General features: G+C 74.1%; 15 protein-coding genes and 1 pseudogene. 12 read left to right on the top strand and 4 right to left on the bottom strand.

What is annotated here, in order from left to right; translation table 11 throughout:
* Positions 1–136: 136 nt before the first annotated feature.
* Positions 137–1,243 (top strand): succinyldiaminopimelate transaminase, encoded by a 1,107-nt coding sequence (gene dapC, locus UIS43_RS13190; protein ID WP_013154906.1) that lies wholly within the window; start codon positions 137–139, stop codon positions 1,241–1,243.
* A 231-nt stretch (positions 1,244–1,474) separates the two neighbouring features.
* On the opposite strand, the gene UIS43_RS13185 is transcribed toward dapC, so the two are convergent.
* Positions 1,475–2,356 carry a hypothetical protein gene (locus tag UIS43_RS13185; RefSeq protein ID WP_013154905.1) on the bottom strand — a complete coding sequence of 294 codons (882 nt, stop codon included), beginning with the start codon at positions 2,354–2,356 and terminating at the stop codon, positions 1,475–1,477.
* 188 nt (positions 2,357–2,544) lie between these two features.
* Here UIS43_RS13185 and UIS43_RS13180 point away from each other — a divergent pair, with 188 nt between their 5' ends.
* The 7 genes and pseudogenes from UIS43_RS13180 to UIS43_RS13150 all read left to right on the top strand — a co-directional run bounded on the left by UIS43_RS13180 (position 2,545) and on the right by UIS43_RS13150 (position 9,524).
* A complete protein-coding gene (locus UIS43_RS13180; protein ID WP_013154904.1) occupies positions 2,545–3,381 on the top strand; it encodes a 2,3,4,5-tetrahydropyridine-2,6-dicarboxylate N-succinyltransferase in 837 nt (278 codons plus the stop codon).
* Between the two features lie 170 nt (positions 3,382–3,551).
* Positions 3,552–4,616, top strand: coding sequence for a succinyl-diaminopimelate desuccinylase (dapE, locus tag UIS43_RS13175; protein WP_071622714.1), 1,065 nt, complete (start codon positions 3,552–3,554; stop codon positions 4,614–4,616).
* Between the two features lie 136 nt (positions 4,617–4,752).
* Entirely contained in the window at positions 4,753–5,538 is a 786-nt protein-coding gene (locus tag UIS43_RS13170) for a TIGR00730 family Rossman fold protein (RefSeq protein ID WP_013154902.1), read from the top strand.
* 131 nt (positions 5,539–5,669) lie between these two features.
* Positions 5,670–6,030 (top strand): annotated as a pseudogene (locus UIS43_RS13165) (hypothetical protein); the annotation flags it as partial.
* Between the two features lie 659 nt (positions 6,031–6,689).
* A complete protein-coding gene (locus UIS43_RS13160) occupies positions 6,690–7,283 on the top strand; it encodes a hypothetical protein (protein ID WP_071622713.1) in 594 nt (197 codons plus the stop codon).
* 483 nt (positions 7,284–7,766) lie between these two features.
* Positions 7,767–7,934: a DUF3117 domain-containing protein gene (locus UIS43_RS13155; RefSeq protein ID WP_013154899.1), complete on the top strand. Its 168-nt coding sequence runs from the start codon at positions 7,767–7,769 to the stop codon at positions 7,932–7,934.
* Positions 7,935–8,033: 99 nt separating this feature from the next.
* On the top strand, positions 8,034–9,524 hold the full coding sequence (locus tag UIS43_RS13150; protein WP_358454264.1) for a leucyl aminopeptidase: 1,491 nt from the start codon (positions 8,034–8,036) through the stop codon (positions 9,522–9,524).
* 93 nt (positions 9,525–9,617) lie between these two features.
* Here UIS43_RS13150 and UIS43_RS13145 read toward each other — a convergent pair whose 3' ends face one another.
* On the bottom strand, positions 9,618–10,631 hold the full coding sequence (locus UIS43_RS13145) for a GNAT family N-acetyltransferase (protein ID WP_071622712.1): 1,014 nt from the start codon (positions 10,629–10,631) through the stop codon (positions 9,618–9,620).
* Complete coding sequence (locus tag UIS43_RS13140) at positions 10,628–11,233, bottom strand: O-methyltransferase (RefSeq protein WP_013154896.1); 606 nt, start codon at positions 11,231–11,233, stop codon at positions 10,628–10,630. The genes UIS43_RS13145 and UIS43_RS13140 overlap by 4 nt, the downstream gene beginning before the upstream one ends.
* A gap of 314 nt (positions 11,234–11,547) precedes the next feature.
* Here UIS43_RS13140 and sigE point away from each other — a divergent pair, with 314 nt between their 5' ends.
* From sigE to UIS43_RS13120, 4 genes are all read left to right on the top strand, one after another.
* A complete protein-coding gene (sigE, locus tag UIS43_RS13135) occupies positions 11,548–12,162 on the top strand; it encodes an RNA polymerase sigma factor SigE (RefSeq protein WP_013154895.1) in 615 nt (204 codons plus the stop codon).
* A gap of 2 nt (positions 12,163–12,164) precedes the next feature.
* Positions 12,165–12,839 (top strand): anti-sigma factor, encoded by a 675-nt coding sequence (locus UIS43_RS13130; RefSeq protein ID WP_013154894.1) that lies wholly within the window; start codon positions 12,165–12,167, stop codon positions 12,837–12,839.
* The gene (locus UIS43_RS13125; RefSeq protein WP_071622711.1) at positions 12,836–13,918 is read left to right on the top strand and encodes a transcriptional regulator; all 1,083 of its coding nucleotides are present in this window, start codon (positions 12,836–12,838) and stop codon (positions 13,916–13,918) included. Before UIS43_RS13130 ends, UIS43_RS13125 begins: the two co-directional genes overlap by 4 nt.
* An 815-nt stretch (positions 13,919–14,733) precedes the next feature.
* Positions 14,734–15,795 (top strand): S1C family serine protease, encoded by a 1,062-nt coding sequence (locus UIS43_RS13120; RefSeq protein ID WP_117198004.1) that lies wholly within the window; start codon positions 14,734–14,736, stop codon positions 15,793–15,795.
* Positions 15,796–15,945: 150 nt separating this feature from the next.
* On the opposite strand, the gene UIS43_RS13115 is transcribed toward UIS43_RS13120, so the two are convergent.
* Positions 15,946–17,085, bottom strand: coding sequence for an Mrp/NBP35 family ATP-binding protein (locus UIS43_RS13115; RefSeq protein WP_013154891.1), 1,140 nt, complete (start codon positions 17,083–17,085; stop codon positions 15,946–15,948).
* Between the last annotated feature and the right edge of the window lie 279 nt (positions 17,086–17,364).

Genomic DNA, 17,364 nt, shown 5'->3' with positions numbered 1-17,364 from the left:
GCCCGACCGGCCCGGCGTGGACGACGTGTCGCGCCGACCCCCGTGGCGGGGGTCGGCGCGATTCCTGTGTGACCTGTGGCCCCCTGTAGCCCCGTGTGACCTGTGGCAAAGACCCGACCTGGATGGAGTAAGTGCGATGGCCGAGCGGCGACCCGTGGCGAAGCGGCTCCCGACCTTCCCGTGGGACCGGCTGGCGCCGTACAAGCGCAGGGCCGCCGAGCACCCCGGCGGCATCGTCGACCTGTCCGTCGGCACCCCCGTGGACCCGGTGCCCGCCCTGTTGCGCAAGGCCCTCGCCGACGCCGCCGACGCGCCCGGCTACCCCCAGACCTGGGGCACGCCCGCGCTGCGCGCCTCCGTCGCGGGCTGGCTGGAGCGCCGCCACGGCGTGCGCGTGGCGGAGGGCGCCGTCCTGCCCACCGTGGGCTCCAAGGAGCTCGTGGCCTGGCTGCCCACGCTCCTGGGCCTCGGCGCGGGCGACACGGTCGTCCACCCCGAGCTGGCCTACCCCACCTACGACATCGGCGCGCGCGTGGCCGGGGCCACCCCGGTGGCCTCCGACGGCCTCACCTCCCTCGGCCCCGCCCCCGTCGGACTGGTGTGGGTGAACTCGCCGAGCAACCCGACCGGCCGGGTCCTGGGCACCGCGCACCTGCGCAAGGTGGTGGAGTGGGCCCGCGAGCGCGGCGCGATCGTGGCCTCCGACGAGTGCTACCTCGACCTGGGCTGGGACGGCGCCGAACCGGTGTCCATCCTGCACCCGGACGTGTGCGGCGGCTCCCACGACAACCTGCTGGCCGTGCACTCGCTGTCCAAGCGCTCCAACCTGGCCGGGTACCGCGCGGCCTTCGTCACCGGGGACCCCGCGCTGGTCGAGGAGCTGCTGGCGGTGCGCAAGCACGCCGGGATGATCGTCCCCGCGCCCGTCCAGGCGGCCATGGGCGCCGCCCTGGACGACGACGCGCACGCCACCGAGCAGAAGGAGCGCTACCGGTCCCGCCGTGCCAGGCTGCGCGAGGCCCTGGAGGGCGCGGGCTGGCGCATCGAGCACTCCGACGCCGGGCTGTACCTGTGGGCCAGCCACCCCGACCACGACGCCTGGGGCGCGGTGGCCCACCTGGCCGAACGCGGCGTGCTGGTCGCTCCCGGGGACTTCTACGGCCCGGCGGGCGCCGGGCACGTGCGCGTGGCGTTCACCGCCACCGACGAGCGGGTCGAGGCCGCGGCCGAGCGCCTGGCCTGAGCCGGGGCCGCCGTCCGGGCGGCCCCGCCGGTCGTCCACAGGCGGGCGGAGGCGGTGGCCGCCGCGTGCGGGGGTGTGGTCCCCTTGTCGTATCGGGGGCCCACCCGTCCCGGTGCCATGCGGCGTGCCCGCCTGCCCGCCCGGGCCGCCGGGAGACCGGCGCGCGGGACCGTGCCGCGGTCCACCATCCGAGCCGGTCCGCCACCCGACCCGGCCCGCGGCCGGCCCGGATCACTCCAGGACCAGGCCGCCCCCGGTGTCGCCCCCGTCGGCCGCCGCCCAGTCCTCGGAGTCGCCGGTGCCGTCCGAGGCCCGCCACCGCTGCCCGTCGTAGGACACCGACGTCAGCCCGTACTCCTCGGCGTGGGCCACCGCCCACAGGGCCATCGCCCAGCCCAGGTCACCGGTCCGCGGCTCCTCGTCCCCGTCCAGCGGCAGGTCCGCCGGGGCGGTGCCGAACACCCGCTCCATCTCCTCCAGGGCGGCGTCCGCGTCCGCCTCGCCCGACCGCAGGTCCGCCAGCCCCTCGGCGCCGTACCAGCACGTCAGCGCGGCCCCCTGCGCGCCGGTGAAGACCTCGGCCATCCGCGTGGACAGGCGCTCGTGCTGGTCGTAGGCGTAGCCGTCGGCGCTGCGCTGCACCGCCTGGGCCGCCTCGTAGACCGGGATGGACTCCCAGCCCTCCACCTCCACCAGCTCCTCGTAGAACGAGCTGCTGGCGTACACCGGGTCCAGGATCTGCTCCGGGTCGCCCCACTCCTGCGAGGGCCGCTGCTGGAACAGCCCCAGGGAGTCCCGGTCGCCGTACTCCACGTTGTAGAACGCCGACTCCTGCCACACCGTCGCGAAGGCGATCGTCACGGCCTCCGGGGGCAGGTCCTGGCCGAACGCCACGCCTCCCACCGTGGCCGCGCTCGCGGCCTGGGCGTTCTCCATCGAGTACCGGCCGTCGGCCATCGTCAGGCGGCACCCGGGCTCGGGCGGGGGAGTGGTGTCGATCGGCTCGAACGTGGTCAGCACGTAGTAGGCCCCGGCGACGAGCGAGCCGCAGACGAGGACCAGGGAGAGCAGGATCTTGACGAAGGCGGAGAGCCTCCGGCGCTTACTGGGCACGGGCGAACCAAGGGTCGGCGACAGGTGGGCGCTCCGCACCGGCAGGGGGCGTCGCGCGGGGGCGCACGCGGCGCCACGGCCGCATTGTAGCCGCCGCCGGGGCGGGCGTCGGGTCGTGCGCGAAGGTGACGGCCGCCTCGGGGAGGGGGTGCCCCCGCACCCGGAGCGAGCGGCTAACGTGTGTGCACATGACCAGCTCGTACTCCAGCCCGCTGCCCGACCGCATCGACGAACTCTGGGAGAGCCGCGCCGAGCTCACGCCCGGCCACACCGAGGCCCGTGAGACCATCATCGGCGCGATCGACCAGATCGACGAGGGCAAGGCCCGCGTGGCCTTCGTCGACCCCTCCACCGACGAGGTCGTCGTCGACGAGCGCGCCAAGCGCTCCATCCTCCTCGGCTTCAAGGTCCTGGAGATGAAGGAGTCGCACGTCGGCGACTTCTACCACCACGACCGCATGCCGCTCAAGACCCGCTTCGACGGCGTCCGCGTCGTCGCCGGGGCGATCGCCCGCTGGGGCTCCTACCTCGCCCCCGGTGTCGTCCTGATGCCGTCCTTCACCAACATCGGCGCCCACGTCGGTTCCGGCACGATGGTCGACACCTGGGCCACGGTCGGCTCCTGCGCGCAGGTCGGCGAGAACGTCCACCTGTCCGGCGGCGTCGGCGTCGGCGGCGTCCTCGAACCGCCGCAGGCCTCCCCGGTGGTCATCGAGGACGACGCCTTCCTCGGCTCCCGCAGCATGGTCGTCGAGGGCGCCCGCGTGCGCAAGGGCGCCAAGCTCGGCGCGGGCACCATCCTCACCTCCTCCACCCGCGTGTTCGACGCCGAGACCGGCGAGGAGCTGCCGCGCGGCGAGGCCCCGGCCTGGTCGGTGTGCGTCACCGCCAACCGCGCCAAGAGCTTCCCCGGCGGCGACTTCGGCATGCCGGTGCTGCTCGTGCTCAGGCGCCTGAAGGAGGGCGAGGAGCACGACAAGCTCGCGCTCAACGACCTGCTCCGCGAGCACGGCGTCAACGCCTGACCCGTCCGCACCCGACCGGGGCGCCCTTCCGCACGGGGAGGGCGCCCCGGTCGTCCGTCAGGGCTGGTTCTCGCCGTCCCCCGGTTGCCCCAGACTGGGGTATCGACAGTCACCGGGGGCGCGGACCCCCGGCCCAACGGCTTCCCGACCTCACCGAAACGGGGCGACACATGCTTGACCTGACCTCGGACGCCGCGGCCCTGACCGCCGCCCTCGTGGACATCCGATCCGAGAGCGGCGACGAGAAGGTCCTCGCCGACGCGGTCGAGGGCGCCCTGTCGGCCCTGCCCCACCTGCGCGTCAGCCGCGACGGCGACGCCGTCGTCGCCCGCACCGACCTGGGCCGCCCCCGCCGCGTCGTCATCGCCGGGCACATCGACACCGTCCCCATCGTGGACAACGTGCCCTCCCGCGTCGTCGGCGACCGCCTCTACGGGTGCGGCACCTCGGACATGAAGGCCGGTGTCGCCGTCCAGCTCAGGCTGGCCGCCCTGGTCGCCGAGCCGGTGCACGACGTCACCTACGTCTTCTACGACAACGAGGAGGTCGACGCCTCCCGCAACGGCCTGCTCCGCCTGGCCCGCAACCACCCCGAGTGGCTGGCGGGGGACTTCGCGGTCCTCATGGAGCCCACCGACGGCGTCATCGAGGGGGGCTGCCAGGGCACCATGCGCGTGGAGGTCACCACCCGGGGCAAGCGCGCCCACAGCGCCCGCTCCTGGATGGGCGTGAACGCCATCCACGGCGCCGGAGCCGTCCTGGACGTCCTGCGCGCCTACACCCCGCGCGAACCCGAGGTGGAGGGGCTGCGCTTCCACGAGGGCCTCAACGCCGTGGCCATCGAGGGCGGGGTCGCGGGCAACGTCATCCCCGACGAGTGCGTGGTCCGGGTCAACTACCGCTTCGCCCCCGACCTGTCCGTCGCCGACGCCGAGGCGCACCTGCGCGAGGTCTTCGACGGGTTCGAGCTCGCCGTGGTCGACGCCGCCGCCCCCGCCCGGCCCGGGCTGGACGAGCCCTCGGCAGCGGCGTTCGTCACCGCGGTGGGGGAGGGCAGCGCCCGCGCCAAGCTCGGCTGGACCGACGTCTCCCGCTTCTCCGAGCTGGGCGTGCCCGCCGTCAACTACGGCCCCGGCGACCCGACGCTCGCCCACACCAAGGACGAGTACGCCGAGATCCCCCGCATCCACGAGGCCGAGGAGCGCATGGTCGCCTGGTTGTCGGGCGCCCGCTGAGCCCCCGCCGCGCCCCGGCCGACGGATCCCTGACCAGCCCCGACACCGGCCGGGGCGGCGAAAAGGCCGTTGGTGGTCACCCCCGTGAAACGTGTGGTTCAGGTGTGAGCCGGTTCCACGCGGATAGCTTTACGTCATGACGGAAGAAGAAGAGACCGTACGACGCGCAGGGCCCCTCACCTACCGGGGCGACTCCATCCCCAACACCACCACCGACCAGCGCCTCCTCGACCAGCGGGGACCCACGGACTGGGTGCACACCGACCCGTGGCGGGTGCTGCGCATCCAGTCGGAGTTCGTGGAGGGCTTCGGCCTGCTCTCGGAGCTGCCCTCGGCGGTGAGCGTGTTCGGCTCGGCCCGTCTGCGCCCCGGCAACCGCTACTACGACATCGGCGTCCAGATGGGCGCCAAGCTGGCGGAGGCCGGGTACGCCACCATCACCGGCGGCGGTCCGGGGATGATGGAGGCGGTCAACAAGGGCGCCCAGCAGGCGGGCGGGCTGTCGGTCGGACTCGGCATCGAGCTGCCGTTCGAGCAGTCGCTCAACGACTACGTCGACATCGGGGTGACCTTCCGGTACTTCTTCGTCCGCAAGACGATGTTCGTGAAGTACTCCCAGGCGTTCGTGGTCCTGCCCGGGGGCTTCGGCACCCTGGACGAGCTGTTCGAGGCGGCCACCCTCGTGCAGACCAACAAGGTCACCCGCTTCCCGATCGTGCTGGTCGGCACCGAGTTCTGGGGCGGGATGCGGGACTGGATCCGCTCCAGCCTGCTGGAGAACCAGCTCATCAAGTCGCACGACATGGAGCTGGTCCAGGTGACCGACGACCTCGACGAGGTGGTCGACATCATCCGCAAGTCCCACCTGGACATCCACCGCCAGCACGTGCAGTCGGAGGAGCAGCCCGGCCCGGAGCAGTAGGGGGACGACGGGGGAACGGCGCACGGCGTACGGGCCGTGCGCCGTTCCGGCGCTGGCGGCGCGGCGGGTGCGGCCCCGGCCGAGCGCGAGGGCCGTACCCGGCCCGGGCGGCGTGTGGCACGATCGTGTCCGTGCCTGTTCTCATCATGGTCCTCGTCGCCGCCGCCGCGCTCGCCGTCCTCGTGGGCGTCGTCTACATCGTGCTGGGCAAGGGCGGCCAGCTCGCCCGCTTCGAGGCCGACCACCCCCCGCTCGCCCTGCCCGAAGACCGGCCCGTCAAGGCGTTCGACCTGGGCCGCCTGATGCTGCCCCTGGCCATGTGGGGCTACCACGTGCGCGCCGTGGACGAGCTGCTGCTGCGCCTCACCGCCACGCTGCGCGAGCGCGAGGAGCGCATCGAGGACCTGGAGTGGCGCCTGTCGCGCCTGGACCCGTCCTACGTTCCGGAGGGCACCGGCCCGATCCCCGGGGCGCACCTGCCCGGCGACGCCTACGCCCCCGAGCAGGGCGCGCGCGGCCCCGCCGCGGTCGGGAGCACCGCGGTCGCGGGCTTCCGGCCCGGGGGCCCGACCGGACCGGGGGACTCCGCCGCCCGGGGTTCCGCGTCCGCCGGTGCCGCGGGGACCACCGCGCCCATGGATGTCACAGGGGCCACCGCGCCCACCGAGGTCATCGAGGGCGCCGAGGCCGAGGACACCCGGGAGGCCGCGGACGAGCGGGAGACCGGGGAGGAGGCGGAGGGCGCCGCGCGCTCGGAGGGCCCCGGGGACCCCGGGTTCCCCCGGAGCCCCGAGCCCGCCCCGGGCTCCGGGGGAGCGGAGGGTTCCGACGGGGCCGGGGCTCCGGGGGACCCGACGGCCGCCGTGACCGGGGAGCGCCCCGAGGCGGCGGGAGGTTCCGGGACCGCGGACGCCTCCGACGCCTCCCCCTCGCGCGGCGACGAGCGCTGACCCCGCACCCAAAGCTGTGGCGCGGGTCACGTTTGGCGGTACCGTGCTGACCTGGCGTTCGCCTTCTTCTATGCCGTGCATCACAGCCCCCGCGCGGTTATCGGGCGAAACCCGCGGGTTCGGGTGCTCTATCCTCGGTCGCTGTATCCGCGTTCCCCCCGCTCCGCCGGAGCGGGTGCATCACCGTTGAGGATGGCGAGGATGGACACAGCAGCCGAACTGGAGTCGGGAGCCGACGATCGGCGCGAAGGGCCCGCTTCCTCCGTGACAGCCGCCTCCCCCGTGCAGCTGTCCCTGTGGCCGCCGCCCCGGTCGACCCGGCACAGCGGCAGGCGCCGCCGCCAGTTCACCGTTCTGGGCGCGGCCGCGCTGGCCGTCCTCCTGGTCGGCGGAGGGGCCACCGCGTGGGCCCTGCTGGCCGACGGCGAAGAGACCGCGCAGGAGGCCGTCGCCCCGGCGGAGGACTTCGTCGGAGCCTGGGCGGGCGAGATGGTCCAGGTGAACACCGAGGGCCAGCACGTCGCCGACTGGCACGCCGAGGTGCGGATCGAGGAGGGCGCCGAGCGCGGCAGCACCGCCTGGACGACCTTCGCCTGCTCGGGGACGCTCGTGCTGTCCGCGGGCGACAACGACCGGCGCGTCTACGCCTACACCGAGACCGCCGACCCCGAGGACCGCTGCGTCGACGAGGCCGAGCTGACCCTGGCGCCCGCCGCGGACGGCGGTCTGAGGGCGGAGTGGTCCTCGGTCACCGACGAGGGCACCCGGATGACGTCGACGGGTCCCCTGAGCTGATCCGGTCGCCCGGATCGCCGCCCGCCCCGGGCGCCGGTTCGACCGCCTGGAGGCGGTGCCGTTCCGGATCCGTCCGACCGCGGCCCCCGGGGCCCGGATTCCCTGTGGGGACGAAAGCGCAGGTCGGAGATGTTGTTCAGGTGTCGCCGGACTGTCGGGTCCGGCCCACCGCCCCCGGGCGGGGGCTGACGCGGATCCCCGTGCGCTCACCGGGTTTCGGCCAGTACCGATATAACCTTACTGACCGACGTTTCCTCGTTGGTGGAAACCGCCGGAGGCGGCCCGGCCGCCGACCGGCGCACACACGGGGGCCAACCTCCGAGATAATGGTCGGAGAGTGATTCACGTCCCCCAAGCCACACGGGCGAGAGTCACGCGGAACCGGCCTACGGCTCCGGAGCCGAGACGGGCCAAGCGGATCGGCGCCGGTGCTGTGGGTCGGCCCCGGTCACCCGCGAGGAAACACCTAGAAAGGGGAATGGCATGGCGGCGATGAAGCCGAGGACCAGCGACGGGCCGATGGAGGTCACCAAGGAGGGTCGCGGCATCATCATGCGGGTCCCGCTGGAGGGGGGCGGACGCCTGGTCGTCGAGCTGACGCCGGCCGAGGCGACCGAGCTCCGGGACGCGCTCAAGGGTGTCGTCGGCTAGGTCCGGCACCACGTTCTTCCCTCCCCCACCCGGGCCGGAACGCCCGACGGCCCCCCGAGGTCGTAGACCCCCATGACAGCGAACGATTGTGAGCGGCCTGTGCCATTCGCCACGGAGATCCAGCCCCGTTCGGGGAGCCTCGCCGAATCCACCGCGGACCTGCTGGTCCTTCCCGTCCTCTCGGGAGACGGCGGACCCGCGGAGGTCGAAGGGGTCGCCGAGGGCGGCCTGACACAGGTGCTTCCGGCTCCGCTCGGCGATCTGTTCGCGCACTACTCGCTCACCGGGAAACCCGGTGAGCTGGCCCAGTTCCCGGTGTCCCGGGACCAGGGGCTGGTACGGCTGGCCCTTCTGGGGGTCGGTTCGGGTTCCCCCGACGACCTCCGGAAGGCCGGCGCAGCCCTGTCCCGGGCCGCCCGGGGAAGAGAGCGGGCCGCCCTGGCCTGGCCGGGTGTCGGCGGCGACGCCGCCACCGCCTTCGCCGAGGGCGCCCTCCTGGCCTCCTACACCTTCAGCCTCAAGACCGCCGAACCCCCGGCGGACAAGCGTCCCGCCCCGGTGGTCGAGGTGGTGGACCCGGGCGCCGGGGACCTCGCCGACGCGCTGGAGCGCGGCACCCGGCTGGCCGCGGCCACCGCCCTGGCCCGCGACCTCATCAACACCCCGTCCATGGTCAAGGACCCCGCGTGGATGGCCGCGCGCGCCAGCGAGGTCGCCGCGGACTCCGGCCTCCAGGTGCGGGTCTGGGACGAGGCGGAGCTGGAGCGCGACGGCTTCGGCGCGATCCTCGCCGTCGGCCGGGGCTCCTCACGCCCCTCCCGGCTGGTGCAGCTCTCCTACACCCCCGAGAACCCCACCGCGCACGTGGTGCTGGTCGGCAAGGGCATCACCTTCGACACCGGCGGCCTCTCGCTCAAGCCCAACGACAACATGTCGCTGATGAAGACCGACATGAGCGGCTCGGCGGTCGTGCTCGCCGTGCTGTCCGCGCTGTCGGCCGTGGGCGCCTCGGTGCGGGTGACCGGTCTGCTGGCCCTGGCCGAGAACGCCTTCGGCGGCGACGCCACACGCATCGGCGACGTGCTCACCACCTACGGCGGCACGACCGTCGAGGTGCTCAACTCCGACGCCGAGGGCCGCCTGGTCCTGGCCGACGCCATGGGTTACGCGGTCGCCGAGCTGGCCCCGGACGTGCTCGTGGACGTGGCCACGCTCACCGGCGCGGCCAAGGTCGCGCTCGGTACGGGCACGGGCGCCCTGTACAGCACCGACGACGCGCTGGCCGCCGAGATCGAGACCGCGGGCCGGGCCTCCGGCGAGCCGCTGTGGCGGATGCCGCTGACCGAGGAGTACGTCGAGACCACCGAGTCCCGCGTGGCGGACCTGGCCAACATCGGCACCCGTCGCGAGTTCGGCCCGGCCGGCGCCACCGACGCCGCCCTGTTCCTGCGCGAGTTCACCGGCGGCGTGCCCTGGGCCCACCTGGACATCGCCGGTCCCGGCCGGTCGACCAAGGAGAGCGGCCTGCTCAGCAAGGGCGGCACCGCCTTCGCCACGCGCACGCTGCTGCGCTGGCTCGCCGAGCGCTAGCCGAGCCCCCGGGCCGGGTGCCCGTGCGTCACACCGGTGACGGCCCGGCCAGCGGGTCCGGTCCGGGAGTTCCTGCCGCCCCGGCGGGGGACCTCACCCCGGCAGGGCGCGCTGGAACTCGTGCATGCGCTCCACCGGGCGAAAGCCCAGGCGCAGGTTGACCCGGCGCATGGGGGCGTTGTCCGGGGCGTTCCAGGTGCGGACCTGGACCCGCTCGGGGAACTCCGCGGCCAGCGTCTCCAGGTTGCGCAGCTTCAGCGCCGAGCCCAGGCGGTTGCCCCGGTGCTCGGGCGCCACCAGGGTGTCCTCCTGGTAGGCCGAGCCCTCCCCCTCGGGCAGGGCGATCTCGCTGTACCCGGCCAGGCCGCCGGTGGCGGCCCTGGCCGCGCAGACCAGCGTGCGGTACCGCTGGGCGCGGCGGCGCTCCTCCTGGTCACGCACGCGCGCGGGGTCCCAGAGCCCCCGCTCGAAGGCCGCATCCCCGAGCGGGACGTCGGCCTGCATCCGCGTGCGCAGCCGCGCGTAGTCGGCCAGCAGCTCCTCCGGGCACGTGTCCGTCCAGGTCAGCAGCTCGTAACGGGACCCGAGGGCGAGCACGTCGGCGCCGACCTCCTCGCGGACCCGCGCGGCCAACGGAAGTTCCAGGACGTAGTAGTCCTCCTCGTGGACCGCCGCGAACCCGCGCGCGAGCGCGAAGCGGACGCCGGGCCAGTCCTCGAAGGAGCGGTCCGAGGGCAGCTGGACCTCGCCCAGCGCGGTCGTGCGCCCCTCCTCGGCCAGGACGCGCTCGGCGTGCTCCCACAGGCGGGTTCCGTGGCCGCGGCGCCGCGTCGCGACGGGCACGTTGACGTCGACCTCGGCCAGGTGCAGGTTGTCCCGGTCCCCGAACTCCAGCAGGAGCGCGCCCGCCACCCCGCCGTCCTCCCCGTGGGCCGCGTAGGCCAGGGCCCGCCGTTCGCCCCCGCGTCCGCGGAGCACCGCGCGCAGGGAGTCCGGGTGGGGGAGCGGGACCACCCCGGGGTCGCGGTCGGCGAGCGAGGCCGCCCGCACGGCCGCGTACCAGGAGTCGAAGGCGGCTGGGTCGGTGCCGTCGACGCGGCTGATCACCGTCGGCCGGGTTCCTGGTGGATGGCGGCCAGCAGTCCCTCGCCCACCGGCATCAGCATGGGGATGAACTCCTCCCCCTCCCGCACGCGGCGGATCACCTCGCGCACGGCGGTCTCGCGGGGGTCGGGCACGCGCAGCGGCCCGTCCGGCTCGCTGGAGGCCACCATGGCGCCGTTGAACACCGCCATCCCGCCCCGGCGCAGCAGGCGCAGCGCCTCGTCCATGTACAGGGGGTAGGACACCGCGTCGGCGTCCACGAACACCAGGTCGTACCCGCCGTCGGTCAGCCTCGGCAGCACGTCCAGGGCCGTCCCGCGGATCAGCCGGGCACGTCCGGGGCCGAAACCGGCGCGGGAGTACGCCGAGCGCGCGTAGTCCTGGTAGGCGGCGTTGGTGTCCACCGTGGTCAGGATCCCGTCCGGGGCCATCCCCCGCAGCAGCCAGATCCCCGAAACCCCGCACCCGGTGCCGATCTCCACCACGGAGCGGGCGCCGATGGAGGCGGCCAGGAAGCGCAGGGCCGTGCCCGTCGCCGCGTCCACCGGCGGGGCCGACGACCGGCTGCCCGCCTCGTAGGCGTCCGCCAGGGGCTCGTCCTCCATGGCGTCCTGCTCGAACCGGGACTGCTCGGCGCGGACCCAGGTGATCCGGGCCGCGGTCTCCTCCGGGCTGGCGATAACGGCCTCCCACAGCGTTCACGTGTCTGGTGGGGCTCTGACCAGCGGGTGGTCACCCACCGTAGAATGTCGGTCGCGGCCAGGTCATGTCCCTGGCAAAAGACTAGCCTGAACCGGACCGAACTCCGAGCGTTGTGGCGGGAACTTAATCCACGTCCCCGGGCGTTGAAACGGGATGAACGTACGTTGATCGCCACGAAGCAAACTCCCCCTGACCAACCTGGCGGCGAATCGACGGGATGAAGGGAGCAGCGGTGCCAGAGTCCGGCCCTGCCGTGGAATTCGAGGCATGGGAACCCCCGAGCTGGGACGAGGTCGTGCGGACCCACTCCCCGCGCGTGTACCGGCTCGCCTACCGGCTGACCGGCAACAAGCACGACGCCGAGGACCTCACGCAGGAGGTCTTCATCCGGGTCTTCCGCTCGCTGGCCAACTACACCCCCGGCACCTTCGAGGGGTGGCTGCACCGCATCACCACCAACCTCTTCCTCGACACGGCCCGCCGCCGGGCCCGCATCCGCTTCGAGGGCCTTGCCGAGAACGCCGACGAGCGCCTGGAGGGCCGTGAGCCCTCCCCCGCGCAGCGCTACGACGACCGGCACTTCGACGCCGACATCCAGTCCGCCCTGGACGCGCTGCCCGCCGAGTTCCGCGCCCCGGTCGTCCTGTGCGACATCGAGGGGCTCTCCTACGAGGAGATCGCGGCGACGCTCGACGTCAAGCTCGGCACCGTCCGCAGCCGGATCCACCGGGGCCGGGCCCAGCTGCGCCGGGCCCTGGAGCACCGGCGGTCCCTGGCCGCCGACAACGAGGCGCGCAGCGGCGGAAACGTCATCAACGGGGAGGCGGAGTGAGTATGGACCACCTCGGAGAGCGGCTCTCCGCGCTCGTCGACGGCGAGCTCGGCCCGGTCGACCACGAGAGCGCCCTCATCCACCTGGCCAAGTGCGAGTCGTGCCGCTTCGAGGCCGACATGATGCGCCGCCTCAAGCGGCGCCTGCACGGCCTGTGCGAGCCCGAGCCCGACATGGACTTCATGGGACGGCTCACCAGCCTGTCCCGCGACCACGGACCCTCGGACCGGGGCCCCTCCGGCCCCTCCGTCGGCGGAACCGGCTTCGGCAGCAGTCCGCCCCTGGGCTCCTCGCGCCCCCTGGGCGGCTTCCCCGGCGGCGCCCTGGCCGCCGTGCCCCCGACCGCGGGGGGCACTCCGCCCGCCGCGGGCGGCCCGGCCCCCTCACGGCCGGAGCGCGCCGCCGCGCCCGGGCGCCGCCGCCGCGGCGACCGCCTCGCGCACCTGTTTCCGGCCTTCCCCGGCGGCCGCTACGCCGTCGCGGGCTTCGCCGTGGCCACGGCCCTGCTCGGCAGCGCGTTCGTGGCCGGGGGCGAGGCCGAGGAGACGCCCGTGGTCGAGCCCCGCCTGGCCGACTACGCGGTCGAGCACGCGTTGACCAGCCGCAACATCCCGGTGGTCGACGCGCGGCCCACCGCCGCCGAAGCCCCCCACGGCCCCACCGAAACCACCCGGTGAGCGCGGAGGAACCCTCCTCCGCGCGCTCCGCCCCGGTCACGATCCTCGTCGTGGCACTGCTGTGCGCGCTGCTGCTCACGGCCGCCGCGCACCCCCATCCCACCGCCGTCCCGGCCGAGGGGGAGGACGACGGGATGTCGGTGCTGCACCGCGCCGCCGCAGCGGAGGACGAGGTCGCCTACTCGGCCGTGCGCGAGGTCACCGGACCGGAGGACACGGAGGGCGGGCAGTCCGCCGAGGGCCGGACGCTGCGCGTGCGCGTGGTGAACAGGCCCGGCGAAGGCATCGCCCTGGCGCCCGTCGGAGACGAGGAGTCCGCCCTGGTGGTGGACGCGTCCTCGGCCCTGGAGTCGTTGGACGACCGCCTGCTCAGCATGCTCGGCGACACCTACGCCGTCTCGGACGCGGGCCCCGCCCGCCTGGACGGCCGGGAGGCCCGCCTGGTGGAGGCCAGGCACGCCGACGGCACCGTCGCCGGGCGGTTCTGGGTGGACACCGCCACCGGCCTGCTCCTGGGCCGGACCGTCTACGGCACCGGCGGCGAGCACGCGATCGGCTTCCGCCTCACGGGGCTCGAACTGGGGGAGGAGGACTGGCCGGAGGAGGCGCTCGGAGACTCCCCCTGGAGCGACACCCTCACCCGCACCGAGCGCGCGGACCTGCGCGCGGAGGAGTGGCCCCTCCCGGAGTACCTGGCCTGGAACCTGCGGCTGGTCGACGCCCGGTCCACCGAGCACGGCGGGCACCGCGTGGTGCACGCCGTCTACTCGGACGGTCTGTCCCAGGTGTCGGTTTTCACCCAACGTGGGAAGCTGGGCAGCAAGCATTCCCCCACAGAACCGAACGGATACGCCGGAACCGGGACGGGGGGAAGCGGCGTCACACCACAACACGGCACGATCTTCGGCGGTGACGCGGGCCAGTACCAGAGCATGTGGCAGGCGAACGGCTTCGTCTACACGGTGCTCGCGGACGCCCCCGCGGGGCTGGCCTCGTCCGCCGTGTCCGCGCTGCCCGGGCCGGGTTCGGGTTTCTGGGCCCGCGTGCACCGCGGTCTGTCCCGGCTGGGGTTCCTCTAGGGCTCCGGCCGGTCCCGTGCCGTCCCACAGCCGAGCGACTTACGGAGCAGGTCTTGAGTGAGGAAAACGGCCGCCCGGAACACGGGGGAGAGCCCGGCCGGGCGACCCCGCCGGGCGGTGGAACACCCCCTGAGCGCGCCGCGCCCGGTCCGGCGAACGCGCCGGACCGGGCGCCCGCGGAGCGCCCCCGGTGGCCCGCCCGGGCCGCCGGAAGGCCGTCGGCACCCTCCCGGAACGCCTCCGCGGACCAGGGCGACCCCGCGCCCCCGCGCCACCCCGGGCCGCTCCCGCAGCCCGGACAGGGAGTCCCCGGAGCGCAGGCCGCCCCCACCCCGCCTCCCGGCAGTGGAGACCCCATGAACCTTGACCCCGGACCGGGCGAGCAGCCCGGCGCCCCCCGATCCGACCAGGCCTCCGCGCACCCCGTGGGCGGAGGGTTCCCCGGTTCCGCCAACCCCTCCGGTCCCGCCGTCTACGGCGCTTCCGCCGCCAACCCCGGCTCCGGTGATCCCTCGGGCCCCACCGCCCACACCAGCTTCGCCAACCCCTCCGGTCCCGGCCACCCGGGTATCGGCGGTCCCTCCGGTCCTGCCAATCCCATGAACCCCGGCGCTCCTTCGGCTCCCGGGCAGCACACCGGCCACACCGGTCAGTCTGCCGCCCACGGCGGCTACGCGGCGGCCTTCCAGGCGGGGCACGCCGCCCCCGGCCCGGGCGCTCCGCCCCCCGGTGTCCCCGGACCCCACACGACCGGCCCCCACAGCGCCCCGCAGCCCCCCGCGCCCAAGCGGCCCCGGCGCGGCGTCCCGGTGTGGATGGCGCTGTCGGGCATGCTCGTCGTCGCGCTCATCGCCGGAGGCGCCGGCGGTGTCGCGGGCAACCTCCTCGACGGCTCCTCCACTGACGAGGCCGCGCAGGAGGAGGGTCCGGTCATGAACGAGCCGCCGCCCGAGGCCCCCCGGCGCGACCCCGACACCATCGCCGGTGTGGCCCAGCGGGTCAGCCCGAGCGTGGTGTTCATCCACAGCGCCGATCCCACCATCCCGAGCAGCGGCTCCGGGTTCGTCATCGACGGGAACTACGTGGTGACCAACGACCACGTCTCCGCCGGTCTGGAGGCGGACGGCATCGTCGTGGAGTACAGCGACGGCAGCCTCTCCAGCGCCTCCGTGGTCGGCTCCGACCCCAGCTCCGACCTCGCGGTGCTGTCGCTGGACGACCCGATCGACGTCGAGCCGCTCCAGTTCGGCGACTCCGAGCAGGTCATCGTCGGTGACGAGGTGATCGCCATCGGCGCGCCCCTGGGCCTGTCCGGAACCGTCACGCAGGGCATCATCAGCGCCGTCAACCGCCCGGTCAGCTCCGGCGAGGGCGAGAACGCCAGCCGCTTCTACGCGCTCCAGACCGACGCCGCCATCAACCCGGGCAACTCCGGCGGCCCGCTGGTGGACCTGGAGGGCCGGGTCATCGGGGTCAACTCGATGATCGTCACCATGAGCTCCATGGGGGAGCCCACGGGCAACATCGGCCTGGGCTTCGCGATCCCGTCGGTGGAGGCCGAACGCGTCGTGAACCGCCTCGTCGAGTACGGCGAGACCAGCTACGCCGACATCGGGGCCGAGATCGACCTGGACAGTCCGGTCGCGGGCGCGGTCATCGCCGACGGCGGGGGCGCGGTGGAGAGCGGCGGCCCGGCCGACGAGGCGGGGCTGGAGCCGGGCGACGTCATCCTCTCCCTGGACGGGCGCCCGGTGAACTCGGGCCAGGAGCTGCTCGCCATGCTGCGCAGCCGCAGCCCGGGCGAGGAGGTCGAGGTCGAGTACGACCGCGACGGCCGACGCGACACCGTCACGGTCACGCTGGGCTCGTCGGACTGACCGGCACGACCGCCCCGGACGCACGCGAGGCCCCCGAGCACGGAGCTCGGGGGCCTCGTCGCCGTTCGGGGCCGCGAGCCCCGTACGAGGTGTCGTCCGGGAGCGCCGGACACGGGCCGCGGCGAAGAGCCGGGTCCGGGGAGGCGCCGCCTAGCGGCCCGCCGGGGAGATGCCCAGCTGCATACCGGCCAGTCCGCGGGGCTTGCCGACCAGGGTCTCGGCGATCGAGGCGATCACCTTGCTGGCCTCGGCCTCGGGCTCGGTCAGCACCAGGGGCTTGCCCTCGTCGCCGCCCTCGCGCAGGCGGGTGTCCAGCGGCACCTGGCCCAGCAGCGGGATGTCGGTGCCCAGCGTCCGGGTGAGGGCGTCGGCGACCGTGCGCCCGCCGCCCTCGCCGAACAGGTGGATCGGCTCCCCGCCGTCCGGCGGCAGGTAGTACGACATGTTCTCGATCACGCCGGCGATCCGCTGGTGGGTCTGGGCGGTGATGGCGCCCGCGCGCTCGGCGACCTCGGCGGCGGCCTGCTGCGGGGTGGTCACCACGAGCAGCTCGGCGTTGGGCAGCAGCTGCGCGGTGGAGATGGCGATGTCGCCGGTGCCCGGGGGCAGGTCCATCAGCAGCACGTCCAAGTCGCCCCAGAACACGTCCGACAGGAACTGCTGGAGGGCGCGGTGCAGCATCGGGCCCCGCCACACCACCGGCTGGTTGCCCTGCGTGAACATGCCGACCGAGATGACCTTGATGTCATGCGCGGTGGGCGGCAGGATCATGTCCTCGACCTTGGTCGGGAAGTCCGACGCGCCGAGCATGCGGGGCACCGAGTGGCCGTAGATGTCGGCGTCCACGACGCCCACCTTGTGGCCCTGGGCGGCCATGGCCGCGGCCAGGTTCACGGTGACGGAGGACTTGCCGACACCGCCCTTGCCGGAGGCGACGGCGAAGACGCGGGTGAGCGAGTTCGGCTTGGCGAAGGGGATCTCCTTCTCCGCCTGGCCGCCGCGCAGCTTGGTCTGGAGTTCCTTGCGCTGCTCGTCGCTCATCACGTCGAGCTCGACGCGCACGGAGGTGACCCCGGCGACCTTGGTCACCGCGGCGGTCACGTCCTTCTCGATACGGCCCTTCATCGGGCATCCGGCCACCGTGAGGTAGACGCCGACGCTCACGGCACCGTCGTCGGCGACGTCGACGCTCTTGACCATGCCGAGATCGGTGATGGGGCGGTGGATCTCCGGGTCTTGCACCGTGGCCAGGGCTTTGTGCACCTGCTCGGTGGATGGTGTGGAGGACATGTGCTCAATCGTAGGTCAGCGGGACGGGACGGCGGCCTGCCGGATCGCTCCCGCGGGCCACCTCGTTCAACGAGGGAGCCGCGCCGCGCATTCCTCCTCCCCGCGGGCCCGTGCCGCGCGCCGCCGCCGAGGCGGCGCACCGAGGGCACCGCGGAAGGGGCCGGGGAGAAAGGTGTGAGGGATGTCGCGGAGGAGAGGGGAGCGGAGAGGGCGTCGTCCGGCGCCGTGCGCACCACCCTGTGCGTGCCGTGACCAGGCGATAACGGCGTGGCCTTAACG

Origin of the sequence: Nocardiopsis sp. LDBS0036 (genome assembly GCF_041228755.1) — a bacterium.
GTDB lineage: Bacteria > Actinomycetota > Actinomycetes > Streptosporangiales > Streptosporangiaceae > Nocardiopsis > Nocardiopsis dassonvillei.
This window is presented reverse-complemented; position numbering and strand designations above follow the sequence as displayed.